22 protein-coding genes are annotated in these 24,726 nt (G+C 70.2%); 12 read left to right on the top strand and 10 right to left on the bottom strand.

The annotated features are described in order from the left end of the window. The first annotated feature begins 102 nt into the window (after positions 1-102). The 5 genes from ptsP to GGR12_RS02715 all read left to right on the top strand — a co-directional run bounded on the left by ptsP (position 103) and on the right by GGR12_RS02715 (position 5,702). Positions 103-2,310 (top strand): phosphoenolpyruvate--protein phosphotransferase, encoded by a 2,208-nt coding sequence (gene ptsP / locus GGR12_RS02695; RefSeq protein ID WP_425486203.1) that lies wholly within the window; start codon positions 103-105, stop codon positions 2,308-2,310. A gap of 189 nt (positions 2,311-2,499) precedes the next feature. After that, positions 2,500-3,615: a helix-turn-helix domain-containing protein gene (locus GGR12_RS02700; RefSeq protein WP_183202620.1), complete on the top strand. Its 1,116-nt coding sequence runs from the start codon at positions 2,500-2,502 to the stop codon at positions 3,613-3,615. A gap of 61 nt (positions 3,616-3,676) precedes the next feature. After that, the gene (ispG, locus tag GGR12_RS02705) at positions 3,677-4,825 is read left to right on the top strand and encodes a flavodoxin-dependent (E)-4-hydroxy-3-methylbut-2-enyl-diphosphate synthase (RefSeq protein WP_183202622.1); all 1,149 of its coding nucleotides are present in this window, start codon (positions 3,677-3,679) and stop codon (positions 4,823-4,825) included. Positions 4,826-4,836: 11 nt separating this feature from the next. Beyond that, entirely contained in the window at positions 4,837-5,109 is a 273-nt protein-coding gene (locus GGR12_RS02710) for a putative hemolysin (protein ID WP_183202624.1), read from the top strand. After that, entirely contained in the window at positions 5,106-5,702 is a 597-nt protein-coding gene (locus tag GGR12_RS02715; protein ID WP_183202626.1) for a glutathione S-transferase N-terminal domain-containing protein, read from the top strand. The genes GGR12_RS02710 and GGR12_RS02715 overlap by 4 nt, the downstream gene beginning before the upstream one ends. Positions 5,703-5,803: 101 nt before the next feature. Here GGR12_RS02715 and GGR12_RS02720 read toward each other — a convergent pair whose 3' ends face one another. Then, on the bottom strand, positions 5,804-6,172 hold the full coding sequence (locus tag GGR12_RS02720; protein ID WP_183202628.1) for a hypothetical protein: 369 nt from the start codon (positions 6,170-6,172) through the stop codon (positions 5,804-5,806). A gap of 233 nt (positions 6,173-6,405) precedes the next feature. On the opposite strand from GGR12_RS02720, the gene prfA reads away from it, so the two are divergent. Next, positions 6,406-7,473 (top strand): peptide chain release factor 1, encoded by a 1,068-nt coding sequence (gene prfA, locus GGR12_RS02725; protein ID WP_183202630.1) that lies wholly within the window; start codon positions 6,406-6,408, stop codon positions 7,471-7,473. A 51-nt stretch (positions 7,474-7,524) separates the two neighbouring features. Here prfA and GGR12_RS02730 read toward each other — a convergent pair whose 3' ends face one another. Together GGR12_RS02730 and GGR12_RS02735 are read right to left on the bottom strand one after the other, a co-directional pair. Continuing rightward, on the bottom strand, positions 7,525-8,583 hold the full coding sequence (locus GGR12_RS02730; protein ID WP_183202632.1) for a DUF2167 domain-containing protein: 1,059 nt from the start codon (positions 8,581-8,583) through the stop codon (positions 7,525-7,527). A gap of 67 nt (positions 8,584-8,650) precedes the next feature. Then, on the bottom strand, positions 8,651-9,877 hold the full coding sequence (locus GGR12_RS02735; RefSeq protein WP_183202635.1) for a YihY/virulence factor BrkB family protein: 1,227 nt from the start codon (positions 9,875-9,877) through the stop codon (positions 8,651-8,653). Between the two features lie 82 nt (positions 9,878-9,959). Here GGR12_RS02735 and prmC point away from each other — a divergent pair, with 82 nt between their 5' ends. Continuing rightward, on the top strand, positions 9,960-10,856 hold the full coding sequence (gene prmC / locus GGR12_RS02740) for a peptide chain release factor N(5)-glutamine methyltransferase (protein ID WP_183202637.1): 897 nt from the start codon (positions 9,960-9,962) through the stop codon (positions 10,854-10,856). Between the two features lie 3 nt (positions 10,857-10,859). On the opposite strand, the gene GGR12_RS02745 is transcribed toward prmC, so the two are convergent. Next, entirely contained in the window at positions 10,860-11,459 is a 600-nt protein-coding gene (locus GGR12_RS02745; RefSeq protein ID WP_183202640.1) for an SOS response-associated peptidase family protein, read from the bottom strand. 237 nt (positions 11,460-11,696) lie between these two features. On the opposite strand from GGR12_RS02745, the gene GGR12_RS02750 reads away from it, so the two are divergent. Together GGR12_RS02750 and GGR12_RS02755 are read left to right on the top strand one after the other, a co-directional pair. After that, complete coding sequence (locus GGR12_RS02750) at positions 11,697-12,059, top strand: hypothetical protein (RefSeq protein WP_183202643.1); 363 nt, start codon at positions 11,697-11,699, stop codon at positions 12,057-12,059. Between the two features lie 9 nt (positions 12,060-12,068). Beyond that, complete coding sequence (locus GGR12_RS02755) at positions 12,069-12,494, top strand: DUF1493 family protein (RefSeq protein ID WP_183202645.1); 426 nt, start codon at positions 12,069-12,071, stop codon at positions 12,492-12,494. On the opposite strand, the gene GGR12_RS02760 is transcribed toward GGR12_RS02755, so the two are convergent. Continuing rightward, positions 12,491-12,832, bottom strand: a complete 342-nt coding sequence (locus GGR12_RS02760) for a GIY-YIG nuclease family protein (protein ID WP_183202647.1) — start codon at positions 12,830-12,832, stop codon at positions 12,491-12,493. The two genes, GGR12_RS02755 and GGR12_RS02760, sit on opposite strands and share 4 nt — an antisense overlap. A 207-nt stretch (positions 12,833-13,039) precedes the next feature. Continuing rightward, the gene (clpB, locus tag GGR12_RS02765) at positions 13,040-15,634 is read right to left on the bottom strand and encodes an ATP-dependent chaperone ClpB (protein ID WP_183202649.1); all 2,595 of its coding nucleotides are present in this window, start codon (positions 15,632-15,634) and stop codon (positions 13,040-13,042) included. A 175-nt stretch (positions 15,635-15,809) separates the two neighbouring features. On the opposite strand from clpB, the gene GGR12_RS02770 reads away from it, so the two are divergent. Together GGR12_RS02770 and GGR12_RS02775 are read left to right on the top strand one after the other, a co-directional pair. Next, positions 15,810-17,141 (top strand): tetratricopeptide repeat protein, encoded by a 1,332-nt coding sequence (locus GGR12_RS02770; RefSeq protein WP_183202652.1) that lies wholly within the window; start codon positions 15,810-15,812, stop codon positions 17,139-17,141. Between the two features lie 11 nt (positions 17,142-17,152). Beyond that, a complete protein-coding gene (locus GGR12_RS02775; protein ID WP_183202654.1) occupies positions 17,153-17,689 on the top strand; it encodes a tetratricopeptide repeat protein in 537 nt (178 codons plus the stop codon). Here GGR12_RS02775 and GGR12_RS02780 read toward each other — a convergent pair whose 3' ends face one another. After that, a complete protein-coding gene (locus tag GGR12_RS02780) occupies positions 17,690-19,924 on the bottom strand; it encodes an outer membrane beta-barrel family protein (RefSeq protein ID WP_183202656.1) in 2,235 nt (744 codons plus the stop codon). A gap of 242 nt (positions 19,925-20,166) precedes the next feature. On the opposite strand from GGR12_RS02780, the gene GGR12_RS02785 reads away from it, so the two are divergent. Further along, positions 20,167-21,807: a serine hydrolase gene (locus tag GGR12_RS02785; RefSeq protein WP_183202658.1), complete on the top strand. Its 1,641-nt coding sequence runs from the start codon at positions 20,167-20,169 to the stop codon at positions 21,805-21,807. 38 nt (positions 21,808-21,845) lie between these two features. Here the strand turns inward: GGR12_RS02785 and GGR12_RS02790 are convergent, their stop codons facing one another. The 3 genes from GGR12_RS02790 to GGR12_RS02800 all read right to left on the bottom strand — a co-directional run bounded on the left by GGR12_RS02790 (position 21,846) and on the right by GGR12_RS02800 (position 24,377). Further along, positions 21,846-22,577, bottom strand: coding sequence for a DUF4893 domain-containing protein (locus tag GGR12_RS02790; RefSeq protein ID WP_183202660.1), 732 nt, complete (start codon positions 22,575-22,577; stop codon positions 21,846-21,848). 53 nt (positions 22,578-22,630) lie between these two features. Next, complete coding sequence (locus tag GGR12_RS02795) at positions 22,631-23,311, bottom strand: DUF4893 domain-containing protein (protein ID WP_183202662.1); 681 nt, start codon at positions 23,309-23,311, stop codon at positions 22,631-22,633. A 124-nt stretch (positions 23,312-23,435) separates the two neighbouring features. After that, positions 23,436-24,377, bottom strand: a complete 942-nt coding sequence (locus tag GGR12_RS02800) for a DUF4167 domain-containing protein (protein ID WP_183202665.1) — start codon at positions 24,375-24,377, stop codon at positions 23,436-23,438. Positions 24,378-24,726: the final 349 nt, after the last annotated feature.

The following is a 24,726-nucleotide window of genomic DNA, read 5'->3' on the forward strand; positions in this document are numbered from 1 at the left end:
TGGCAGCACCCACATTGGGCGCTCGAAACGGGAGGGGGCATGCCGGTTGGCGGATTGACGACGAGGGGGCCGCGTAACCTCCTTCGCCAGATCCGCGAGGCTATGGCGGGAGCGTCGCCGGCCCAGGATCGGCTGGACACCGTTGTCAGGATCATCGCCCAGTCGATGGTCGCCGAAGTGTGCTCCATCTACCTGCGCCGGGCGTCCGGCGACCTCGAACTGTTCGCCACCCAGGGCCTGAAGCCCGAGGCCGTGCACAAGACCCGCCTGCGTCCGGGCGAGGGCCTGGTCGGCGAGGTGGCCCGCTCGGCCGCCCCGATCAGCCTGTCGGACGCGCCGTCGCACCCCAGCTTCTCGTACCGCCCGGAAACCGGTGAAGACCCGTACCACGCCTTCCTCGGCGCCCCCCTGCTGCGCGGCGGCCGCGCCATCGGCGTGCTGGTCGTCCAGAACCGCTCCGAGCGGCGCTACGACGAGGAAGAGGTCGAGGACATCCAGACCATCGCCATGGTGCTGGCCGAGACCGTGGCCTCCGGCGAACTGCTGGGTCAGGAAGAGCTGCGCGACATCGAGGTCGCGCCCCACCGACCGGAACGTCTCAAGGGCCAAGCCTTCGCCGAAGGGCTGGCGTATGGCCACGTCGTCCTGCACGAGGCCCCCGTCCCGCCGGAAAACCTGCTGGCCGAGAACCAGCAGGTCGAGGAGATCCGTCTGCGCGAGGCCCTGATCGGGCTGAAGGCCAACATCGACGCCATGCTGGAAGGCGGGCAGGGCAAGCTGGCGGGCCAGTCGTTCGAGGTGCTGGAAACCTACCGCATGTTCGCCGACGACCGGGGCTGGAACCGGTCGCTGGAGGAGGCCGTGCGCACCGGCCTGACGGCCGAAGCCGCCGTCGACCGCGTCCGCAACGAACACCGCGCCCGCTTCGCCAAGGCGCGCGACCCCTACATCAAGGAGCGGCTGCACGACTTCGAGGACCTGGCCAACCGCCTGTTGCGGGTTCTGGCCGGCGACAGCCCGGGCGAGCGCGACCTGCCGCCCGACTCCATCCTGGTCGCCCGTAACCTGGGCCCCGCCGACCTGCTGGAGTATCCGCGCCACAAGATCCGCGGCCTGCTGCTGGAAGAAGGCTCGGCCGCCAGCCACGCCGCCATCGTCGCCCGCGCCCTGCAGATCCCCTGCGTCGGCCGCCTTATGGGGCTGCGCGACCGCCTGTCCGAGGGCGACCTGGTCATCGTCGACGGCGAGACTGGCGAGGCCTATCTGCGCCCGCGCCCCGACATGCTGTCGGCGGTGCAGTCGCGGATGGAGGTGCGCAGCCACCGCCAGGCCGAGTTCGCCAAGCTGCGCGACACGCCCGCCATCACCGCCGACGGCCAGCGCATCACCCTGCACACCAACGCCGGCCTCGCCGTCGATCTCGAGAACCTGGACGCGACGGGGGCCGAGGGCATCGGCCTGTTCCGCACCGAGTTCCAGTTCATGGTCTCGGAGGAGCTGCCGCGTCTCGACAGCCAGACCGCCCTCTACAAGCTGGTGCTGGACACCGCCGGGACCCGGCCGGTCACCTTCCGCACCCTGGATATCGGCGGCGACAAGGTGCTGCCCTATCTCGAGACGACCGAGCGGGAGGAGAACCCGGCCCTGGGGCGCCGCGCCATCCGTCTGGGCCTCGACCGGCCGGGCCTGCTGCGGCTTCAGCTGCGCGCCCTGCTGACCGCCGCCGCCGGGCGCGAGCTGCGCGTCATGTTCCCGATGATCGCCACGGTCGACGAGTTCCGCGCCGCCCGCGAACTGGTCGACGTCGAATGCGCCTGGGCCAAGCGGCGCGGCCGCGAGCTTCCCGCCCTGCTGCGCGTCGGGGCGATGATCGAATGCCCCAGCCTGCTGTGGCACCTCGACGCCCTGCTGCCGCTGACGGACTTCGTCTCGATCGGCACCAATGACCTGTTCCAGTACATGTTCGCCGCCGACCGCACGAACCCGCTGGTCTCGGATCGCTACGACCCGATGTCGCCGCCGGCGCTGCGGGCCCTGGCCGAGATCCAGCGCAAATGCGCCGACACCGGCACGCCGGTCTCGGTCTGCGGCGAGCTGGCGGGCCGGCCGCTGGAGGCCTTCGCCCTGCTGACGCTGGGCTTCACCCGCCTGTCGGCCCCGGCCGGGGGCGTCGGGCCGGTCAAGCGCATGATCCTGTCCGCCGATCTGGCCGCGGCCCGGCGGGGCATGGCGAACCTGCTGGGATCCTCCTCCGCCTCCATCCGGGGCGAGCTCGAGACCCTGGCCCGAAAGTTGAACGTCGCGATCTGATCTGTGCCGGGCCGGAACGGCCGAGGTGCTTAACAAATCATTGATCGGTCGACCCTTATGAGTTATCCACAGGGTGAATTCGATGGGGCCCCAGGGGCGGGCCCTGACTGTCATCCCGATATGATACAGGGGCCGGGTTCGAGTACGGCGGGCGGGAGTTCCGTGTCGCCGAGCGTGGGGTCGGGCGTTATGGCGCTGCATACGGGCAAGGGCCCGGGAGAGTTTGGATCGCAAGCCGACTGGAGGGACGTCGTCCCGTCCATCACGGAAGCATCGACTCTGGGCGACGGACTGCGGGAAGCCCGCGAACTGTCCGGCCGCTCGCTGGCCGAGCTGTCCAGCGTGACCCGCGTGCCCTCGCGCTATCTGGTCGCCCTCGAACAGAACGATTTCTCGGTCCTGCCCAACCGCGTCTTCTCGATCGGCTATGTCCGCGCCTACGCCTCGGCCCTGGGCCTGGACGAGCAGCTGGCGGTCGAGCGGTTCAAGCGCGAAAGCCCGGATCCCTCCGTGCCGCTGCAGCCGCCGGTCGGCGTCGCCTTCGAGGAGGTGAAGCGCTATTCGCCCCGCCTGATCGCCGCCTGCCTGGCGCTGGTCGTGGCCGTGGTCGGCTGGAACGTCTTCCAGCGCGTCAGCCTGATGCGCGCGCCGCAACCGTCCGACATCGCCGAGGTGCCGGAGAGCTGGCGTCTGGGCACCGTGCCCGGCCAGCAGGCTTCGATGCGTCTGACCGCGCCCCGTCCGGCCCCGCCGGACCAGACCGTGCCTGCCCTCTACGTCACCCCGGGCCTCGAAACCGAACTGACCGGCGTCGACCCGACCTCGCCCGAGGCGATGGCCGCCGCAGCGGCTGCGGCGACGCCGGTGGCCAAGGCCTTCAACCCGCGCGGCGCCATCTACGGCGAGTCGGCCAACGCCTCGCAGGTCGTGCTGCAGGCGAAGAAGTCGGCCTATCTGATCGTGCGCATGGCCGACGGCCGCGTGCTGTTCGCCCGCCAGCTGGCGGCCGGCGACGCCTGGCGCGCCCCTCTGGGCGTGGCGGCCGTGGTCGACGTTCAGGACGTCACCGCCTTCGACGTCTATCTGAACGGCGAGCACGGCGGTCCGCTGCTGGCGGCCCAGACCTCGCTGGTCCAGCTGAACCAGCGCGCTCAGGCCCTGGCCCGTCAGGCCGCGGCCGAGGTCACGGCCCGCACCGAAGCCGCCGCACGCCAGGCCGCCGCCCAGGCGCAGGCCCAGGTTCAGGCCCAGGCGGCCAACGCCCAGGCCCAGCTCCAGCCGGTTTCGCTTCAGACCCCGCAATAGCGACGCCGCGACGACGCGTGTCGTGGCCATGCCGCAATCCTGAGCCTATGTTCCGCCTCGCATGAGCATGGATCACACCCACGTCCGCCCGTGGCGCCACATCGAGCGCCGCAAGAGCCGCCAGATCATGGTCGGAAACGTCGCCGTGGGCGGCGATGCGCCGATCAGCGTCCAGTCGATGACCAATACGCCGACCAGCGACGCGGCCGCGACCATCGACCAGATCCGCCAGCTGGAAGAGGCCGGCGCCGACATCGTGCGGGTGTCGTGCCCCGACGAGGACTCCACCGCCGCCTTCCGCACCATAGCCCGCGAGGCCAAGGTGCCGCTCGTTGCGGACATTCACTTCCACTACAAGCGCGGCATCGAGGCCGCCCAGGCCGGCGCCGCCTGTCTGCGCATCAATCCGGGCAATATCGGCTCGCCGGACCGCGTCCGCGAAGTCATCCAGGCCGCCCGCGACCACGGCTGCTCCATGCGCATCGGCGTCAATGCCGGCAGCCTCGAGAAGGAGCTGCTGGAGAAATACGGCGAGCCCTGTCCCGACGCCATGGTCGAGAGCGCGCTGAACCACGCCCGCATCCTCCAGGACAACGACTTCCACGAGTTCAAGATCTCGGTGAAGGCGTCCGACCCCTTCCTGACCGTGGCCGCCTACCAGCAGCTGGCCGAGGCCATCGACTGCCCGCTGCACCTGGGCGTCACCGAGGCGGGGCCGCTGCGCACCGGCACGATCAAGTCGGCCATCGGCATGGGCTCGATGCTGTGGGCCGGCATCGGCGACACCATCCGCGTGTCGCTGGCCGCCGATCCGGTCGAGGAGATCAAGGTCGGCTTCGACATTCTCAAGTCGCTGGGCCTGCGCCATCGCGGCGTGAACATCATCGCCTGTCCGTCGTGCGCGCGGCAGGGCTTCAACGTCATCGAGACGGTCGGCATCCTCGAGGAGAAGCTGGCCCACGTGACCACGCCGATGTCGCTGTCGATCATCGGCTGCGTCGTCAACGGCCCGGGCGAGGCGCTCTACACCGACGTCGGTTTCACCGGTGGCGGCAAGGGCGCCGGCATGGTCTATCTGAACGGCAAGATCGCCCACAAACAGGCCAATGAGGGGATGATCGACGAGATCGTCCAACAGGTCGAACGCAAGGCCGCCGAGCTGGAAGCGGCGCGGGCGGCGCAAGAGGCGGTGCGCACCGCCGCGGAATAGGGGGAAGGCCGATGGCCCGGGTTCGAAACGCTTGCCTGCCAGTGCTGCTTTTCGTGTTGGCCGCCTGCGCGGCGCCGGCGACAGAGCCCGAAACCCGACCCAACCTCGGCATGGCCAACCCGGCCTCGGTCAACTGCGTGAACCAGGGCGGATCGCACCAGGTCCGCCGCAGCGCCAGCGGCGACGAATACGGCGTTTGCGTCTTCACGGACGGCCGCCAATGCGATGAATGGACCCTGTTGCGCGACAAGCGCTGCGTCGCCCCGGGTCCGACCGCTCCATGAAGCTCTACATCACCACGCCTTCGCCCTACGCCCGCAAATGCCGGATCGTCGCCCGCGAGAAGGGGCTGGCCGGACGGATCGAGGAGATCGCGGTCGATCCCTACGCTAATGCGCCCGAGCTGCTGTCGTCCAACCCGGTGGTCCAGGTGCCGACTCTGATCGCCGAGGACGGCCGGCCCATCAACGACAGCCCGGTGATCTGCGAATACCTCGACACCCTCGGCGCCGGCGCGCGCCTGCTCCCGGCGGACGGCGCGGAGCGGCTGCGGGTGCGCCGCATCGAGACCATGGCCAACGGCGCGCTGGAGATGGGCGTGAAACTGCTGCTGGAGAAGCGCCGGCCCGAGACCGAGCGCTCGCCCTCATGGATGGCCCGCTGGACCGAAAACATGGGTCGTGCGCTGGATGCGCTGGAGGCCGAAGGGCTCAGCGCCGACGATCTGAATGTGGGGACGATCACCGCCGGCGTGGCCGTGACCTGGATCGGCTTCCGTCATCCCGATTACGACTGGGCGACGGGTCGTCCGGGGCTGGTCGCCCTGCGCGACGGGCTGGAGGCTCGCGCCAGCTTCGCGGATACGCGTCCGGCCTGAGCATAGCGACCGGCGAGCCGTCGCATTTTTCAGGGTCCAGAACGCCGTAGGGCGACGGCCTCTCGACCGTCGCCCCTTGGATCTAGCTAGTCAGTCGCCGCTTAGGAGGCGGTGCGAGCTTCGAAGCCGCAACGCTTTTCCGTCGCGTTGGCGTGCAGGGCGTCATATTCGCCCTTCAGTTGGCCGAGCTCGGTCGCGCCGCCATTGCCCTTCAGGAAGAACAGGGCGGGCCAGAACAGGACCAGGCCGACGCCCATCACCATGGCGTCGTTCTGCGCCTGGCTGCGCTGGCGGCCGGTGACCACGTTCACGCGGTTGCCGACGCGGATCAGTTCCTGCTCCAGTTGGGCGCAGTCCAGCGAGCCGTAGGTCGCCGGCGAGATGTAGGTGGCTTCAATGCTTTCCGGGCTCGAGGCGCACGCAGCAAGGGCGAGCGACGCGCAAAGCGCGGCCGCGATGGACTTCTTCATAATGGTTCCCCCCAAAAGGAATGGTCCGAAACACCCGGACACGATTTCGTGACTACTCCAATAGCGGGGCCAATGTCCAGTGGAGGCATGCCTGGGGTTGCGTTCCCCGACCGACATTTTTGGCCGTGATGCCCGAAGGTTACGGTCTCCGGAAAGCGGCCCGCGGCCCCGCTCATCGACAGGGATGCGCGCGGCGGGGTAAGGACCGCTCCCGCAATTGAAAGCTGTTCGACGTGAGACTTCCGCAGGCCCGGCTCGATCAGGTGCTCGACCGCTTCCACCAGGTGGAGGCGCGCATGGGCGCGGCCAGCGACGGCGCCGAGATCGTGCGCCTGTCGAAAGAGCACGCCGAGATGAAGCCGGTCGCCGACGCCGTCATGGCGCTGGCCCGCACCCGCGCCGAGATGGTCGATCTGGAGGCCATGGCCGCCGATCCCGAGATGGCCGAGATGGCCGCCGACGAGCTGCAGGACCTCAAGGAGCGCCTGCCGGACATGGAGCGCGAGGTCGCCCTGCTGCTGGCCCCCCGCGACGCCGACGAGAACGCCTCCGCCGTGCTCGAAGTGCGCGCCGGCACCGGCGGCGACGAGGCCGCCCTGTTCGCCGGCGACCTGTTCCGCATGTACTCGCGCTACGCCTCCACGCGCGGCTGGCGGGTCGAGGTCGACAGCGCCACCGAGGGCGACGCCGGCGGCTACAAGGAAATCATCGCCACCGTCACCGGCGACGGCGTCTTCGGCCGCCTGAAGTTCGAATCCGGCGTCCACCGCGTCCAGCGCGTGCCGACCACCGAGGCCGGCGGACGCATCCACACCTCGGCCGCCACGGTCGCCGTCCTGCCCGAGGTCGAGGACGTCGAGATCGACATCCAGGACAAGGACATCCGCATCGACACCTTCCGCGCCTCCGGCTCGGGCGGCCAGCACGTCAACAAGACGGACTCCGCGGTGCGCATCACTCACTTCCCGTCGGGGATCGTGGTGACCTCGTCCGAGAAGTCGCAGCACGTGAACCGCGACAAGGCGATGAAGAACCTGCGCGTCCGCCTGTACGACATGCAGCGCCAGGCCAAGGATCTCGCGCGTTCGGACGCCCGCAAGTCGCAGGTCGGCTCGGGCGACCGGTCGGAGCGTATCCGCACCTACAACTTCCCGCAGGGCCGGGTGACCGACCACCGCATCGGCCTGACCCTGCACAGCCTGCCGCAGATCCTCGAAGGCGACATCGACCCGCTGCTGAACGCCCTGATCGCCGAGGATCAGGCCGCCCGCCTGGCCGATCTGGAAGCCGAGTTCGGCTAGGCCCCGAACCGTCCCCGCATTGCAGGGACGGGCTGATCGTCTGATTTCGATCTAGAGCGGCTTGTCGCGCTCGTCCGTCGACGGCGGCGTCTCGTCCTGGACGATCGGGGCCAGGCCGGGGTCCGGCTCGGCGTCGACCGTGGCCGGAGCGACGCGCGCCGAGGCGGTGCGGAACTCGCCGCCCTTCTTGCCCGCGAACATGTTGCGCAGCCAGGCGAAGGCCGCGCCGGCGCCGGCGATCAGGAAGACGCCGCCCTTCTTCAGGATCAGGAACAGGATGCCGAGGATGCCGGCCTTCTTGGCCACGGCCAGCACGGCGCCGCCGGCGATCAGCCCGGCCACGCCATAGGCCGCCTTCTTGTCGACGCCCTCCTTGAAGTCGGTGTAGCGCGCGCCTTCGTTGAAGGTGGCGGTGGCCATCAGGCGGTTGGCGTCGGCGCGGGTCGCCTCCAGGTGCTCCATGCCGGTCACCAGGTTCATGCTGAACACGCCGCGACGGCCCAGCACGCGGACGTCGTAGTTCAGGGTGTTCGGGGCGCCGCCGGCGTCGCTGAACGACAGCTCCTTGGCCCAGATCAGATTGTGCTTCTGCGCGTCATAGGCGGGCGGCTGCGCCCAGCCGACCAGATGGATGGTCGAAAAACCGGCCTCGCGGCGCGCGGCGTTGTCCTGGTCCTCGCCCTGACGCAGCTGGGTCAGCAGTTCGTCCGGCTTGATCTTGTTGGCGTCGGCGTCCGAGACGTAGCCGTCGGCCGAATAGGTCAGCACCGCGCCCCAGGTGTCGTCGACGAACAGCTTGTCGGCCGGGAAGATCATCCCGATCACGTCCGTGACGCTGTCGGCGGGGTTGCCCCAGCCCTCGGTCAGGACGCGCTTCGCCTCTTCCGCGTTCAGGAAATAGTACGCCTTGCCCAGGTTCAGCGTGACGTCGGCCTGACGCACGACGACCGTGTCGTATTGCGGGTGCAGGCTGTCGACGATGGCCTGCAGCTGCTGAAGGCGCTCGGCCTGTTCCGGCGTGGGCGCCTCGGCGGCGGGCGACGCCAGCGCAGGCGTGACGGCGAACAGCGAAAGCGCCGCGGCGAGCGCGGCGAAAAGACGAACGAACATGGACTGGTGTCTCCCCCTGTCGCGGTACATGCCAAAATGTCGCAGGGGAGGCGAGGGGAAATTCGCGTCAGCTCTCCGGCGGCCTGATCTTCCGCCTCAGCAGCCGGTCCGACAGGGCTTCGGCGTGCTTCAGGGTGAAGGCCAGGGCCGCGGGGTTGCCGCGTCTCGGACCCACGGTGTCGGCCACCACGGCGCCGCGCTCGCCGATCGGCAAGGGTTCGCCGGTGGTGGTGTCGATGGCCGTCTGGTGCTCGATCTCGGCGTTCAGCTCGGCGCCCATCAGGATGATCTGCACGCTCAGCCAGGTCCACAGCAGGAAGCCCATCATCGCCGCCAGCGGGCCGTAGGAGGCGGTGCGGACGAAGGTCTGCAGGTACCAGCTGAAGAACAGCGACAGCCCCAGGCTCATCAGCGATGCGGCGATCGCGCCCGGCGTCAGCCACCGCCAGCGCGCCTTCTGACGGCAGGGCCCGATGCGATAGACCAGCGTGAGCGTCGCGCCATAAACCACCAGCAGCAGGGGCCAGCGCAGCGGCGCCAGGTGGGCGAACTCGGCGCCGACGCCCAGCACGCCCAGAACCAGAGGCACGCCGACCACCAGCACGCCCGACATCCCGACCGCCACCAGGCCCGCCAGGGTGATGGCCAGGCACATCAGGTTGTACTTCACGATGTGGCGCTTCTCGACCTCGTGGTAGGCGATGTTCAGCCCGTAGAAGAGCACCTTCACCGCCCCGCTGGCGGTCCACAGCGACAGCAGCACGGTCCAGAACAGGGTGAAGGTCAGCTGCGAGTTCGAGTTCTCGGCCAGGCGCTGCATTTCGCCCGACAGGAACTCGGCCACCCCCTGGGGCATGACCGAATAGAGGAAATACAGCCGCTCCACCGCCTGGTTCGGATCGGCGAACAGCCCATAGACGGTGACGAAGGCGGCCAGGGTCGGAAACAGGGACAGCAGGACGAAGAAGGTCACCCCGCCGGAAATGAAGCCCACCCGGTCGCCGAAATAGGACGCGCCCCAGCGCCAGAAGATGTCGGTCCAGCCCTTGTGCGGAATCTGCTCGGGGCGTTGGGCGGTGCGGCCGCGGCCGGGCTCCTTCGCCTCGAAATCCGCGGGCGTGGGGATGTGCGGCGGCGAAGGCTCAGGGCGCGGGCGGCGCAGCTCCAGCCCGTATTTGTGGCCGTGGCGATAGACCAGGTGGGCCCCGGCCGCGCCCGCGGCCAGACCCGCCGCGACGGCGCCCATCACCCCGCGCAGGCCGATACCGCCCCGATGTCCCGACTGTCGTTGCATCCGCGCCAGAACGGCTGCGCTGGCGGGACGTTCCGGCGCCGCGGCGCTTGAAATCCTCGGCCGGGCGCGCCAATCGGGGGCCATGACCGAAGCCGCCCCCGCCGCCCCGACCCTGCTCACCGCCTGGAAGGCCGCGCAGGCCCGGCTCAAGGACGGTCGCATCGACAGCCCGTCGATCGACGCCCGCCTGCTGCTGGAGGTCGCCGCCGGCTGTTCGCGCACCGACATCCTGGCCGACCCATACCGCGTCGTGACCCCCGACCAGCAGGCCCTGCTGGACGGCTATATCGACCGCCGCCTGAAGCGCGAGCCGGTGTCGCGCATCCTCGGCCGCAAGGGCTTCTGGAAGATCATGCTGAACGTCACCCCCGACGTGCTCAGCCCCCGCCCGGACACCGAGACCATCCTCGACGTCGTCATGCTGGCCTTCCAGCCGCACCAGGCCTTCACCCTGATCGACCTCGGCACCGGTTCGGGCGCCATCCTGCTGGCCACCTTGGCCGAGCGGGCCGGCGCCCGCGGCGTCGGCACCGACGTCTCGACCGAGGCCCTGGCCGTGGCGCGCGAGAACGCCGCCAACCTCGACCTCGACAACCGCTGCGACTTCATCCGCACCGAATGGGCCGCCGGCTTCGGCGAGCACAGCTTCGACCTGGTCGTCTCCAACCCGCCCTACATCCCGTCCGGCGACATCCCCGGCCTGGATCCCGAGGTCCGCGACCACGACCCGCACCTGGCCCTCGACGGCGGCCCGGACGGGCTGGAGGCCTATCGCGAACTGGCCCCCGAGATCATGCGCATCCTCAAGCCCGGCGGCACCTTCGCGGTCGAGATCGGCTGGGACCAGGGCCCGCAGGTCAAGGCGCTGTTCGAGGCGGCGGGCTTCGAAAACGTCATCGTGGTCAAGGACCTGTCCGACCGTGACCGCGTCGTCACCAACGGCCCCGACCCGCGCACCAATCCGATCCCCAAGATGTAGACCTCAGGGCCGGGGCGCCGCCTCGGCCTTCAGCACGCCCGCGGGCGGCGGGGCCAGCAGCTCCTCCGCCGGGCGTCGGTCGAACAGCCAGTCGGCCCACAGATCGGGCGCCAGCGGCAGCACCCCGCGATCGTGATACGGCGCCACGTCCGGCCCCGGCTCGGCCGTCAGCAGGGAAAAGGCGTCCGGCGCCCCGTCCGCCCCCGCCCGCCAGATCGCCGCCAGCGCCAGGAAGGGCTGGTCCACGCCTGACAGCAGCCAGCGCGTCTTGGGATATTTGTCGCCGGTGAACTCGTAGAAGCCGGACACCGGCACCAGGCAGCGCCCGCCGTTCGGCCCGTTCGAGAAGCGCCGCCCCTCGCTGCGGAAATTGATCACCGGCGGACGTTTCGGCGCCGGCGGCGGAAACCCGAACCGCATCTGCGCCAGCTCCGCCTGATCGCCGGCGAGCGCGCGCACCGCCCGCGCCGGATCGGTCGGCCGCACCTCGTCCACCGGCTCGATGTTCGGCAGCCCGCCCTCGAACAGCAACGGCGCCCGCGCATCGGCGAACACCTTCACCAGCTGGGTGACGTTGAACCGGGCCTGGAAGGAGGCGCACATGGGCGCAGGTTAGCGGCTTCTCCATGCTTTCGTCATCCCGGGGGCGCGCAGCGAACCCCGGGACCCAGCGGCGCGCGCGCGAGCGCGAAGCTGTCGGAAGCGCCGGCGTGTGGGGTTTCGCCTCCGCTGCGCTTCGGCGCCGCTGGGTCCCGGCCTTCGCCGGGATGACGAAAGGAAGGGCGCCTGGACGCGCTCTCCCGGCCGGGCCTATCCTCCGCCTGCACCCGGGAGAACCGCATGAGCACCGACGGCCACTACCTGGCGGTCTTCACCAGCGACAAGACCGGCCCGCAATGGCAGGCCTGGTACGCGCTGACCGAGGCGGAGAAGGCGGCGAAACAGGCGATCGGCATCCCGGCGGTCCTCGCCTGGGACGAGGCCCACCGCGACGTCATCGTCCACCAGGGCGGCCCGCTGGGCTTCACGAAGCGCATCTCGGCGGCGGGCGAGGTGACCGACGTCGTCAACCTGCTGACCGTCTTCATGGTCGTCCGCGCGGAGTCCCACGAGGCGGCCGTGAAGCTGTTCGAAGGCCACCCGCACATGACGATCTTCCCCTGCGACGGGGTGGAGGTGATGCCGGTGTTGGGGGCGGACTGAACTATCGCCATGAGCGCGATGCGCGACGCCGTGCTGGCATTTGTCGAAGACTTCCGGGGGGCGACGCCGCCTCTGGCGGACGACGTCGACCTGTTCGATGTGCTTGGCATCACTGGCGATGACGCCTCCGAGTTCATGGACGCGTTCGTCGACCGGTTCGGCGTCGATGCCGCGAACTACCTCTGGTACTTCCACCACGAAGAGGAAGGACAGAACTTCGGCGGCGTGTTCTTCAAGCCGCCGAACCAGCGGGTCACGCGCATTCCGGTGACCCTGGCCATGCTCACTGAGGCCGCGCGGACCCGGTGGTGGCCGGTGGACTACCCGGAACACACCCTGCCCCGGGCCCGGTGGGACATCCGTATCAACCTGGCCTTCTTCGCGCTGTCGATAGGCGCGCTGCTGGCATGGGCCGGGTGGCGGTTCTTCAACTAGTCCACCTCGGGCGGCGGGGTCCAGTCGGGGTCGTTGACCGGGTACCAGTCCGCGGCGAGATCGAGCCAGTCGGGGTTAGCGTCCTCGATCAGCTTCAACTTCCAGTCGCGCAGCCATTTCTTGATCTGCTTCTCGCGCCGGATCGCCTCGGTGACCCAGGCGAAGCGCTGGAACCAGACGAGGCGGGTGCAGCCCTTGGCCTTCGAGTGGCCTTCAAAAGCCCCTGTCTTGTGCTTCCACACGCGCGCAGTCAGGTTCGACGTCATCCCCAGATACGTCGCGCCGTTCCGGCCATTGGCCATGATGTAGGTGGCGATGAAGGTGCGATGGGTCTCCATCCGCACAACCTATGCGCTTTTTTCGCTTTCGTCATTCCGGGCGCAGCGCAGCGGAGACCCGGAACATGGCGGCGCGCGGGAGCGCGAAGCTGTCACGGGCGCAGGTGGGGATCCATGTCGCCTCCGCTACGCTACGGCGCCGCCCTGTTCCGGGTCTCCGGCGCGCGGACGCGCGCCTTCGCCCGGAATGACGATAGCAGGGAGAGGCTAGTGAACCTGGGCTTTGCCTATGCTGAGCCCGTCCGCCCCCGCTGACACGGCGATCACGCTCCCGTCCTCGATCTCGCCCGCCAGAAGCTTCCGCGCGATCGGGTCGACCAGCTCCTTCTGGATCACCCGCTTCAGCGGCCGCGCCCCGTAGACCGGGTCGTAGCCCTTGTCGGCCAGCCAGGCGGCGGCGCTGTCGTCGAGCGAGAGGGTGAGGCGGCGGTCGGCCAGCAGCTTCTCGAACCGCGACAGCTGGATGCGGACGATGCCCGACATCTGGTCGCGGCCGAGGCGGCGGAACAGGATGATCTCGTCGATGCGGTTCAGGAACTCGGGGCGGAAGTGCGCGCGGACCGACTCCATGACCATGGGGCGCACAGTCTCGACGTCGTCGCCCTCGCCCTGGCTGGCGAGATACTCCGAACCCAGATTGCTGGTCATGATGATCAGGGTGTTGCGGAAGTCGATGGTGCGGCCCTGGCCGTCGGTCAGGCGGCCGTCGTCCAGCACCTGGAGCAGGACGTTGAAGACGTCCGGGTGGGCCTTCTCGACCTCGTCAAACAGCACGACCTGGTAGGGCCGCCGGCGGACGGCCTCGGTCAGGGCGCCGCCCTCGTCATAACCGACGTAGCCCGGAGGGGCGCCGATGAGGCGGCTGACCGAGTGCTTCTCCATATACTCGCTCATGTCGAGGCGGGTGATGGCGTGCTCGTCGTCGAACAGGAACTCGGCCAGGGCCTTGGTCAGCTCGGTCTTGCCGACGCCCGTGGGCCCGAGGAACAGGAAGGAGCCGAGCGGGCGGTTGGGGTCGTTCAGGCCGGCGCGGGCGCGGCGCACCGCATCGGCGACGGCGGTCAGGGCCTCGTCCTGGCCGACCACGCGACCGCGCAGGGCGTCCTCCATCTTGAGCAGCTTCTCGCGCTCGCCCTCCAGCATCTTGTCGACCGGCACGCCGGTCCAGCGGCTGACGACCTGGGCGATCTGTTCGGCGTCGACGACTTCGGGCGTCAGCGGACCCGCCTTGGCGGGGTCCTTTTCGGCCGCCTCGGCCTCGGCCAGCTGGCGCTCGATCTGCGGGATCTGGCCGTAGGCGATCTCGGACGCGCGGCCCAGGTCTCCGGCGCGCTGGGCGGCGGCCAGTTCGGCGCGCAGGCGGTCCAGCGTCTCGCGCAGTTGCGCGCCCTGGCCGACCTTCTCCTTCTCCGACTTCCAGCGGGCGGTCAGGTCGTCCGACTGGCCCTCCAGGTCGGCGATCTCGTCCTCGAGCTTGTCGAGACGCAGCTGCGAGGCGTTGTCCGTCTCCTTCTTCAGCGCCTCGCGCTCGATCTTCAGCTGCACCAGGCGGCGGTCGATCTCGTCCAGCGCCTCGGGCTTGCTGTCGACGGCCATGCGCACGCGGCTGGCGGCCTCGTCGATCAGGTCGATGGCCTTGTCGGGCAGGAAGCGGTCGGTGATGTAGCGGTTGGACAGGGTGGCGGCGGCGACGATGGCCGAGTCCGAGATGCGCACCCCATGGTGGACCTCGTACTTCTCCTTCAGTCCACGGAGGATCGACACCGTGTCCTCCACCGACGGCTCCTCGACGAAGACCGGCTGGAAGCGGCGGGCCAGGGCCGCGTCCTTCTCGACGTGCTTGCGGTACTCGTCCAGCGTGGTGGCGCCGACGCAGTGCAGCTCGCCGCGGGCCAGGGCGGGCTTGAGCAGGTTGGAGGCGTCCATGGCCCCGTCGCCTTTGCCGGCGCCGACCAGGGTGTGCATCTCGTCGATGAACAGGATGATGCCGCCCTCGGCCGCCGAGACCTCGTTCAGCACGGCCTTGAGCCGCTCCTCGAACTCGCCGCGGTATTTCGCGCCGGCGATCAGGCTGCCCATGTCCAGCGCCATGACCTTCTTCTCGCGCAGGCTTTCCGGCACGTCGCCGTTGACGATGCGCAGGGCCAGGCCCTCGACGATGGCGGTCTTGCCGACGCCGGGCTCGCCGATCAGGACGGGGTTGTTCTTGGTGCGGCGGGCCAGCACCTGGATGGTGCGGCGGATCTCCTCGTCGCGGCCGATGACCGGATCGATCTTGCCGTCGGCGGCGGCCTGGGTCAGGTCGCGGGCGTAGCGTTTCAGGGCGTCATAGGCGTCTTCCGCCGCGGCGCTGTCGGCGGTCTTGCCCTTGCGGACCTCGTTGATGGCGGCGTCCAGCTTGTCGGCGGTCACGCCGACCGACTTCAGCACCTCGGCCGCGACCCCGCCCTCGCGGGCGATCGCCGACAGCAGTCGCTCGGTCGTGACGAAGGCGTCGCCGGCCTTCTTCGAGGCCTCCTCGGCGGCGGCGAAGACGCGGGCGGTGTCGCCGTCCAGGTAGAGCTGGCCGGAGCCGCCCGAGACCTGGGCGCGCTTCTTCAGCGCGGTCTCGACCGCGGTCTCCGCCTTCGCGGCGTCGCCCCCGGCGGCGGTGATCAGATTGCGCGCCAGGCCGTCGCGCTCCTCCAGCAGCACCTTCAGAAGATGCTCGGGCGCGAACTGCTGATGACGGCGGGCGAGCGCCAGCGACTGGGCGGACTGCACCGCCTGTTTGGCGCGGTCGGAATAGAGATCGAGGTTCATGCTTTCCCCTGATGAGGCGGAATGCGGACGGTTGCATCCTCACAAGCAAGCAACGCGCCGTCCGGTTGCGAGGGAGGTGGGCGCACAGGGCCGGGGCCGCAAGACGTACTGCATGTGAACGATGTTCATCGACGCCGGAGCATGGCAGTTTCCCGCCGGGACTGCGGGGGACAGCATGCTCGAAGAGGCGCAAACGCGCGCGGGATCGGCCGGCGACGAGCCGACGACGCCGGACGCGGTGGAGATCGCGATGGAGGCCGAGGCCACGGGCGCGCCGCCAGAAGGCGCGGCCCGGCGGCTGCTGGAAAGTCATATCCGCCTGGCCGAGGAGCAGATCGGCCTCGCCCGCAACGAACGCTTCAGGAACCGCATCAAGGCGGTGCGCGACATGACCCTGGCGGCGGCGGTGATGCTGCTGGTGCTGGGCGCGGGCGCGGTGCTGCTGGCGGCGCGCAATGCGCAGGGGCTGGTGGTCGAGCCGCTGGGCGTGCCGCCGGAGATGGCGGCGCAGGGGATGGACGGATCGGTGCTGGCGGCGCGGCTGCTGGACCGGCTCAGCGCCATGCAGGCGGCGACCGACAGCTCGCGCGCGCCCAGCAGCTACAGCAACAACTGGGGCGACGACCTGGCCGTCGAGGTGCCCCAGACCGGCATGTCGGCGGGCGAGCTCTGGGGCGCCCTGCGCGCCGGCCTGGGCCGTGAGACGCGACTGACCGGCGATGTCGTGCGCACCGCCGACGGGCTGGCGATCACCGTGCGGGTCGGATCTCAGCCAGGGGTCACCGTCAGCGGCCCGGAGTCCGATCTGAACCGGCTGCTGGACCAGTCGGCCGAGGCCGCCTACCGGCAGTCCCAACCCTACCGTTACGCCGTCTGGGTGAGCCGAAGGGGCAACGGGATGGACGCACCGGTTCTCGCCGAACTGGCGGCGTCCACGGACAGGACCGAGCGGCTGTGGGCGCTGGTGGGGCAGGCCGTGAACGCGCTGGACGCCAACGATCCGGCTCTGGGCGAGACCCTCGCCCGGCAGGCGCTGGAGTTGGATCCCACCTTCCACAAGGCGCGCTGGAACGTGAGCGACTCCCTCCTCGCAATGGGCCGCGACGAGGACTTGCTGGCGGAAAACCGGCTGACCGAGCGGGCGATGCGCCGGCGCGATCCCAGGGTGACGGAGGCGTCGCAGGGACAGGTGCTGCACAATGTGCGCTCCTCCATCGCGGAGGCCACAGGCGACTTCGCCACCGCCGCCGCGGAGGCGACGATCATGACCGGCCTGCCGGACTACGCGAACAACGGCGTCAACGCCCACTACTACGCGGCGGAGGCCCGGCTCAGGCTGCATGACGTGAGCGGCGCGCGCCGGGCGCGGGCGCCGATCGACGGGACCTCTCGGGCGATTCCGCAGGCCGCCCTGCTCATCGATTTCGTCGAGGCCTCTGAGCGGGGCGACGCCGCGGCGGTCCAGCGTCTCGGCGCCGAGGTGATCGCCATGCTTGGCACGCCGTAGGCGCCGGCAGCGTGGCCTATTGGTCCATCGACCTGGCGCCGGTGCTGGCGCGAATGGATGGGGCGGCGGTGGAGCAGTTGCTCTCGACGCCCGGGGCGGACTGCTACCGCTGCGCCATTGCGCGGGGGAAGATCGCGGAACTGCGCGGCGACCGCGCGGGGGCGGATCGCTGGTTCGCCCGCGCCGTGCGGATGGGGCCGTCGCTGCCGCGCGCCGAACAGGCCTGGGGCGAGGCGAAGCTGCGGCGCGGCGACCGGGCCGGCGCGATCGCCCTGTTCCGTCAGGCGGCGAAAAGGGCCCCGCGCTGGGCCGATCCGCTGAAGTTCGAGGGCGACGCCCTGGCCGCCGGCGGCGACCCTCGCGGGGCGATCCGCAAATATCGCGCCGCGGCCGAACGCGCGCCGCGCTGGGGCGGGTTGCAACTGGCCTGGGGCCGGGCGCTGGAGGCGACCGGAAAGCAGCGCGAGGCGCTGGAGAAATACCGCGCCGCCGCCGTCCTGGACCTGACGCCGGCCGAGCGGGCCGAGGTCAGCCGGCGGCTGGGCTGATCAGCCGCCCGTCTGGGGCGCCGAGAAGTCGAACTGCGGATCCTGCTGACGGCGCGGGCCGCCGCCGAAGCTGTACGTCAGGCCGACGTACCAGGCGCGGCCGCCGAAGGTGCGCTCGGTGCGGTCCGTGAAGGTCGGGGTGTCGTAGGTGGTGACGTCGCCGAAGTCGTCCAGCAGGTCGCGCACGGTCAGCTGGAAGGCCAGGGTCTCGCTGAGCTTGCGGCGATAGCCGAGGTTCAGCATGCCGCCGGCCTCGCGCTCGCCCTGGGCCAGCAGCTGGTCGCCCTGGTACAGGCCGGACAGCTGGACGAAGTCCTCGGGCGTCGGCTGCCAGTTCAGGGTGGCGCGGCCGGTGATCACCGTGCCCGAGCGATCCTGGCCGCCCGGAATGCCGGCGGCGTCGATCTCCTGGCGGAACAGGTTGAGGCTGGCGTTGTAGCGCAGGGTCTCGTGCAGCTTGCCGTTGGCCACCACTTCGACGCCGTAGTCGCGGCGCGAGCCGAGGTTCTCGGGCCGGGTCAGCAGCACGCCGCCGCCGATGTCGGTGGCGACTTCGGTGAAGGCCTTCTGCGTGTCGCGGTAGTAGGCGGTGGCCTGGTAGAAGGTCTGGCCGGCGCGCTTTTGCCACATCAGCTCGAAGGCGTCGGTCTCCTGCGGCTCCAGGTCCGGGTTGCCCGAGCGCAGGTTCAGCGGGTCCTGGTAGCTGGTGAACGGGTTCAGCAGGAAGGGCACCGGGCGCTGGATGCGCCGGCTGTAGCTGCCGCGGACCAGCTCGGCCTCGGTCAGCTGGTAGCTGACGTGCAGGGTCGGATAGGCGCGGAAATAGTGCTGGCTGGTCAGGATGTCGGTGGTGACCTGGTTCATCTCGACATCGGCGTATTCGAGACGCAGGCCGAACTGGGCCGACAGGTCGCCCCACGGCCGCTCATACGTGATGTAGCCGGCGTGGACCTGCTGGAAGACCTCGAACCGGTTGGTCACGAAGGGGTCCGGCACCAGGGCGTCGGGGGAGGGGCCGCGGCTGGCGGCGTTGTCGAAGGCCGAGTCGCGGATTTCCAGCTCATAGCCGGTGCGCAGCTTGCCGGCGTCGGGCATCGGCCGGACGTAGGCGCTGGAGAAGCCGGTCAGGATCAGCCGGTTGCGGTTGTCGATCGTCTCGAACGCCGCCGGCGCGACAGGCAGATCGTAGTCGTAGGCGGAATCCATCGAGAAATGGCCGCGATTGCGGTCGACCCGCAGCTCGGTGGTCCAGTCGTGGCCCTGCTCGCCGCCGAAGCGGCGCAGGATGCGGGCGGTGGCGCCGAGATTGTCGCCCTCGAAGCCGAAGCCGCCGTCGCGGGTGTAGAGGCTGACGGGCGCGCCCGCCGCGTCGGTGGTGTCGTAGACCTCCAGCCCGCGGCCGCCGGTGTCGATCAGATTGCCGCGGATTTCGCCGGTCAGCTGGACCTGTTCGGTCAGGCGGTATTCGGCGTTCAGTCGGCCGAAATGGACGTCGGAGTCGCCGTCGACGTCCTGGGTCTGGTGCGTGGTGCTGATGAGGTCGCCGGTGACGGGGTTCAGCTGTTCGCGCACCCGGTCGAAGGTCTGCCGGGCCAGGTCGTGACGCGTGCCGACGTCGCCGGACAGGGTCAGGTCGCCCCGCGTCGTCGAGCCGTTGAGGCCCAGGTTCCAGCGGCCCCCGCCGCCGACGTTGGCGCGCACCGAGCCGGTGGAGACGGCGCCGGCCTTGGCGGCGTTGGGTTTGGAGATCAGGTTGATGACGCCGCCCGAGCCTTCGGGGCTGTAGGCCGCCGACGGGTTCGTCATCACCTCGATGCGGCTGTACTGGTCGGCGGGCAGGGACAGCACCGCCTGGGCCCGGCTCTCGCCGGAGAAGACGCCGGACGGACGGCCGTCGACCAGGATGGTGACGTTGCCGTCGCCGCGCAGCGAGACATTGCCCTGGGGGTCGACGTCCACCGAGGGCACGTTGCGCAGGGCGTCGGCAAGGGTGCCGGTCTGGGCCTGCAGGTCATCCTTCAGGCTGTAGCTGGTCGAGTCGATCGAGGTGCGGATGTCCGTCGCGCGGCTCTGCACCACCACCTCTTCCAGGGCGGCGGGCGCTTCCTCCGTCCCGGCCGGCCGTGCGGGCTGGGCCGGAGGCTGCGTGGGGGCGGGCTGCGTCTGGGCGGCCGCGGCGCCGGCGGGCAGCGTCAGGGCGACGCCTGCGAGCAGGATGAGTTTCAGGTTCGGCATGGCCCCCACCGGTCAGCATGAGGGAAGCGCTGCCGTTCCCCCGAACCGTCCAGCTAACAGGCCGTACGGCGCGGGCCGAGTTACATCTTCTTCATTTCATTACAGTTTCTACAGTGACGGTCACTTTTTGGTCGCCTTCTCTGGACATCGCCCAAACATCCGTCTGCGTCCCCCGCCCAGGGGATGACGACGGGCGCGCTCCGGGCTAGCGTCCGCCCCGCAAGTTCGTCGGGAGCGTCTCCATGTCCATCCGCCTCACGCGCCGCAGCGCGCTGGTTTCGTCTGTCGCCGGCGCCGCCGCCCTGCCGTCGATCGCCCGGGCGCAGACCCCTGCGAACGACAGCGGCTCCCTGGCCGACCAGGTCGACGCCTTCGTGAAGCGCGCCATGGCCGCCTTCCCGGATCAGCCGGCCGTTTCGGTGGCCCTGGTCAAGGACGGCCAGGCCGTGCTGACCCGCGGCTACGGCGTGCGGAAGAAGGGCGACAAGGCGCTGATCGACGAGCACACCCGCTTCGCCATCGCCTCGAACACCAAGGCCGTCACCTGCGCCGCCCTGGCCATCCTCATCGACGAGGGCAAGGTGAAGTGGGACGAGCCGGTGCGCACGTACTTGCCCGGCTTCAGCCTGTCGAAGCCCGAGCTGAACGACATGGTCACAGTGCGCGACCTGGTCAGCCACCGCATCGGCTTCGGCCTCGGCGCCGGCGACCTTCTGTTCTGGCCCAACAGCGACCGCACGCGCGCGCAGATCATGGAGGCGGTGCCGCATGTGCCGATCGCGGGTCAGTTCCGCACCACCTACAACTACTGCAACCTGATGTTCGTGGTCGCCGGCGAGGTCGTCGCCGCCGCCTCGGGCATGCCGTGGGAGCAGTTCGTCCAGACCCGCATCCTCGACAAGCTGGGCATGACCGAGACCCTGCCGCTGATGACCGCCGCCGACCCGGCGACCTCGGCCCTGCCGCACGGCCGCATCGGGCCGCCGCTGCGCTACCAGGGCGAGATGCAGACCATCGGCCAGTCGATCCAGGAGGTCTGGGACTGGGCCGCGGCCGGCGCCGCGGGCGGCTTCGTCACCAACCCCGTCGACTGGTCGAAATGGATCGCCGTCCAGCTGGCCAAGGGACAACTGCCCGACGGCACCCGCCTGTGGTCCGAGGCGCGCGCCAACGAGATGTGGAAGCCCAACATCATCATCTCCAACTCGGCCGGGCCGACGGCGGAGCTGCCGGGCCGCGCCATCGCCGCCACCTACGCCACCGGCTGGCAGGTGCAGGACTATCGCGGCGAGCGCTTCATCACCCACGGCGGCGGGGCCCCGGGCTTCCTCTCGGGCACGGTGCTGCTGCCCGGACGCAACGCCGGCTTCAGCTATTTCACCAATGCCGAGGAAAGCCAGCTGACCCGCGCCCTGCGCAGCGGCATCGCCGACATCGTCATGGGCAAGGACGGCTTCGACTGGGTCGCCGACGCCGTTCGTCTGACCACGGAAGGAAATGCGGACTCGCTGAAGGCCGCTGCCGAGATCGACGCCAAACAGGCCGCCGGCGCCCCGCCGTCCCTGCCGCTCGAGGCCTACGCCGGCGCCTGGCGCGATCCCTGGTACGGCGACATCGTCATCGAGACCCGCGCGACGGGCCGCGGCCGCAACCGCAAGACCGGCCTGTGGCTGGCCTTCTCCCGCACCCCGTCGCTGAGCGGCCCGCTGGAAGCCTTCGACGGCGAAACCATGCGGACGCGCTTCACCGACCGGCGGGAAGAGGACACGTTCATCACCTTCGTGCTGGAGAACGGCGCGCCGGTTTCGGCGACCATGAAGGCGGTCAGCCCGGACGCGGACTTCAGCTACGACTTCCACGACCTGCGCCTGACGAAGGTCTGAGGCCGGAAGGAGAGGCTTTCCTCCCCTTCTGACCAGCCTCACTTCACCAGTTCGAGGATCTCCAGCTTCGACTCCACCTTCGGCCAGGGGATGGCCAGGCGCCAGCGTTCCGGGCCGATGCGTTCGAAGACGCCGACCTGGTCGCGGACCGGCTGGGCGCCGTACGCGGGATAGCTCGTCTCATCCGCGCCGAGGGCCTGGGCGCCGATGAAGACCAGGCGACGATCCGTGTCCGGATAAAGCAGGCCGCGCGTACGTTGCGAGCCCGTCGTCTTGGTCAGGATCAGGTCGCCGCCCGGCGTCAGCTCGATGGTGCAGCGGAACCAGGGGTATTCCACATAGGCGAGGCCGGCATTGTCGTGCGAGCCCAGCTTGATGCTGCGGCAGCGATAGGTCCCCGGCGCGGGCTGCAGGCGTCCGGCCTGACCGGCGTTCGGATCGACCAGCGGCCCGAGGGCCTCGACCTTCTCGGCGAAGCCCTTGTCCTCGGCCTCTGCCCGGCCGAGACGCCACGCCTGATCCAGTCGCCCGAGCCGGGAGGCGTCGTCGGCATTGGCCACCGTGCGCCAGTCGCTGGAACCGCCCTGCTCGCCGGCGGCGGGCGGCGCGGTCGGCGTCGGCATTCCGGACGGAGGCGTGCCCGCCGCTTCGGGCGTCGGAGTGGTCGTCGTCGGGTCGACGGCGCCGCCGGACTCTTCGGGCGACGGCGTCGGCGCGCCACAGGCGGACAGAAGGGCCGCGAGGGCGGCGACGGCGGTCAGGGTCCGCATCGGCAAGGCTCCACAAGACTGAGCCCATCCCAACGGTCGGAACCCGTTCGGGTTCACCGCGGGGCGGCGGGAACCAGTTCGATCAGGTCCAGATTGGACTCGTTCTGCGGCCACGGGATCACCAGCCGCCAGCGCCGCTCGCCGATCCGCTCCAGCACGGCGACCAGATCGCGGTCCGGGCGCTGGCCGTAGGAGTTGGCGGCCGGTTCGGACGCCAGGGCCATGGAGCCCAGCATCACCATCTGACGCTCGTTCTCGGGGAACAGCAGGCCCGACGGCCGCTGGCTGCCGGTCAGCTTGGTGAATTTCAGTCCGTTCGGCGTCTGCTCGATGCGGCACGCGAACCAGCCGTAAACGACATAGCCCAGTCCTTCCTCGCCCCCCTGGGAGCCGAGTTTGACGGTGCGGCAGCGGTAGTCGCCGGGCGGCGGCGTCACCAGCGGGCGCTGGGCGCCGGGCACGATCAGGTCGCCGAGCGGGCGCAGGTCGCCCGAGCCTGGCTGACGCCGGGCCTGTTGCAGGGCCAGCGTCCAGGCGGCGTCGCGGCGATTGTAACGGTCGCGGTCGAAGCGGGTGATGATGCTGCGCCAGTCGCGCAGCACGCCCTCGGTCGAGCCGCCCGGCGTGGCGATCGGCGGCGGCGGAGGCGGGGGCGGCGGGGGCGTCGATGCGCACGCCGCCAGCACGGCGGCGGCGACGGAGACGATCACCGAAAGACGGAACAGACGAAGCATGGACGTCCTCGATACCCGGACCGCCTTTAAGGGCCAGTATGCGTCGCCGACGTCAAGCTTCCTCGCCTGACGCCGGGGTTCGGCGAGCCGCCGTTCCCCTGCGGGGCGCAGTCGTCCGAAGGGCTCAGCCCTCGTCGGCGGGGGCCTCGGCCTTGCGACGCGGCGCGCGGGGGCGCTTCGGGGCCGGGGCCTCGTCGCCGGCGGCCTCGACAGGCTCCGACGGCGCGGCGGCGGCGACGGGCGCGGCCGAACGGGTCAGGAAGCCGGGCAGGGCGGACGGAGCCTCGTCCTCGGTCTCCTCGCGGCGCGGACGACGGGCCGGACGCTCGCGGGTGCGTTCCGGGGCGGCGGCCTCGGGCTCGCGTTCGAAAGCGGGCTGTTCCTCGCGGACCTCGGCGGCGGCTTCGGCGTTCGCGGCGCCTTCGCCCTCTTCGCCCTCGAAGCGGCGGTTGCGTTCCTCGCGGCGGCGCTCCCAGCGCTCGCGGCGGGTTTCACGGCGGCCGCCTTCGCGGATTTCGCCCTCGGCGGCCGGAGCGGCGCCCTCGGCGCGCGGTTCGCGGGGTTCACGCGGCTCGCGATCGTCGCGGTCGCGCCATTCGCGGCGCGGCTGGTCGCCCTGGCGGTCGTTCTGGCGTTCCTCGGCCTCGCGCTGGCGGGCCTCCTGCTGGGCGATCCGGTCGGTCTCGGCCTGCTGGGCGGCCATGATGGCGGCGGCCTGGGCGCCGGATTCGTCCTCGAAATCGATGTCGAAGCCTTGGCCGGCCAGTTCGCGCTGCGCGATCTCGGAGACCGAGCGCTGTGGCTGCAGGGCGCGCAGGACGCGGAAATAGTGTTCGGCGTGCTGGGTGTAGTTCTCGGCCAGAACGCGGTCGCCGCCGGCCGAGGCGTCGCGCGCCAGCTGCATATAGCGCTCGTAGACGGTCTGGGCGTTGCCGCGGACCTTGATGTTCTCGGGACCTTGCGAGTCCCAGGAACGGTTCGGGTTTGTGGCGTTGGCGTTGTTATTGCCGCCGCCGGGCTTCCTGTTGCGTCCGCGCTGACGCTTCATGCCCTTGAAATCTCTCATCGGACGCTACCGTGCCTTGATGGTGGGGGCGGACCGGGCGTCTGGCTCGGTATCCGTCCTGGGGTTTCGTCTTCCGCTCGTTCGGGGCCCTTCCCCGCTGACGATGTGTCGGAAATCCGGTGTCGCCCCCGTGGTCCGACGGGCGACCGGCCCGACCGTCACTGCCCTGAGCGCGCGCGAAGCAGGAACCGGATCGGTTCGAGGCGTGCGTTTTGGGTGGGAGACACGAGAGACTTAGCGCGGGATCGTGGCGTTTCCAAGGGGGAATGCGCGCGGCCGGTTATTCCGCCCGGACGGGTCGGGCGCCTGCGCAACCGGCGCGCCGCCGGTGCGGGCAGGAAAAAGGGCC

The organism is Brevundimonas lenta (assembly GCF_014196335.1).
Taxonomy (GTDB): Bacteria; Pseudomonadota; Alphaproteobacteria; order Caulobacterales; family Caulobacteraceae; genus Brevundimonas; species Brevundimonas lenta.

Excerpts from the sequence above, each read along its gene's own strand:
- GGR12_RS02760 (WP_183202647.1), bottom strand. The coding sequence starts at position 12,832 with ATGGAGACCCATCGCACCTTCATCGCCACCTACATCATGGCCAATGGC.
- GGR12_RS02785 (WP_183202658.1), top strand. The coding sequence starts at position 20,167 with ATGTCCATCCGCCTCACGCGCCGCAGCGCGCTGGTTTCGTCTGTCGCC.
- GGR12_RS02770 (WP_183202652.1), top strand. The coding sequence starts at position 15,810 with ATGCTCGAAGAGGCGCAAACGCGCGCGGGATCGGCCGGCGACGAGCCG.
- GGR12_RS02735 (WP_183202635.1), bottom strand. The coding sequence starts at position 9,877 with ATGCAACGACAGTCGGGACATCGGGGCGGTATCGGCCTGCGCGGGGTG.
- GGR12_RS02755 (WP_183202645.1), top strand. The coding sequence starts at position 12,069 with ATGAGCGCGATGCGCGACGCCGTGCTGGCATTTGTCGAAGACTTCCGG.
- clpB (WP_183202649.1), bottom strand. The coding sequence starts at position 15,634 with ATGAACCTCGATCTCTATTCCGACCGCGCCAAACAGGCGGTGCAGTCC.
- GGR12_RS02790 (WP_183202660.1), bottom strand. The coding sequence starts at position 22,577 with ATGCGGACCCTGACCGCCGTCGCCGCCCTCGCGGCCCTTCTGTCCGCC.
- prmC (WP_183202637.1), top strand. The coding sequence starts at position 9,960 with ATGACCGAAGCCGCCCCCGCCGCCCCGACCCTGCTCACCGCCTGGAAG.
- GGR12_RS02795 (WP_183202662.1), bottom strand. The coding sequence starts at position 23,311 with ATGCTTCGTCTGTTCCGTCTTTCGGTGATCGTCTCCGTCGCCGCCGCC.
- ptsP (WP_425486203.1), top strand. The coding sequence starts at position 103 with ATGGCGGGAGCGTCGCCGGCCCAGGATCGGCTGGACACCGTTGTCAGG.
- ispG (WP_183202622.1), top strand. The coding sequence starts at position 3,677 with ATGAGCATGGATCACACCCACGTCCGCCCGTGGCGCCACATCGAGCGC.
- GGR12_RS02780 (WP_183202656.1), bottom strand. The coding sequence starts at position 19,924 with ATGCCGAACCTGAAACTCATCCTGCTCGCAGGCGTCGCCCTGACGCTG.
- GGR12_RS02700 (WP_183202620.1), top strand. The coding sequence starts at position 2,500 with ATGGCGCTGCATACGGGCAAGGGCCCGGGAGAGTTTGGATCGCAAGCC.
- GGR12_RS02800 (WP_183202665.1), bottom strand. The coding sequence starts at position 24,377 with ATGAGAGATTTCAAGGGCATGAAGCGTCAGCGCGGACGCAACAGGAAG.
- GGR12_RS02745 (WP_183202640.1), bottom strand. The coding sequence starts at position 11,459 with ATGTGCGCCTCCTTCCAGGCCCGGTTCAACGTCACCCAGCTGGTGAAG.
- GGR12_RS02730 (WP_183202632.1), bottom strand. The coding sequence starts at position 8,583 with ATGTTCGTTCGTCTTTTCGCCGCGCTCGCCGCGGCGCTTTCGCTGTTC.
- GGR12_RS02750 (WP_183202643.1), top strand. The coding sequence starts at position 11,697 with ATGAGCACCGACGGCCACTACCTGGCGGTCTTCACCAGCGACAAGACC.
- GGR12_RS02720 (WP_183202628.1), bottom strand. The coding sequence starts at position 6,172 with ATGAAGAAGTCCATCGCGGCCGCGCTTTGCGCGTCGCTCGCCCTTGCT.
- GGR12_RS02715 (WP_183202626.1), top strand. The coding sequence starts at position 5,106 with ATGAAGCTCTACATCACCACGCCTTCGCCCTACGCCCGCAAATGCCGG.
- GGR12_RS02710 (WP_183202624.1), top strand. The coding sequence starts at position 4,837 with ATGGCCCGGGTTCGAAACGCTTGCCTGCCAGTGCTGCTTTTCGTGTTG.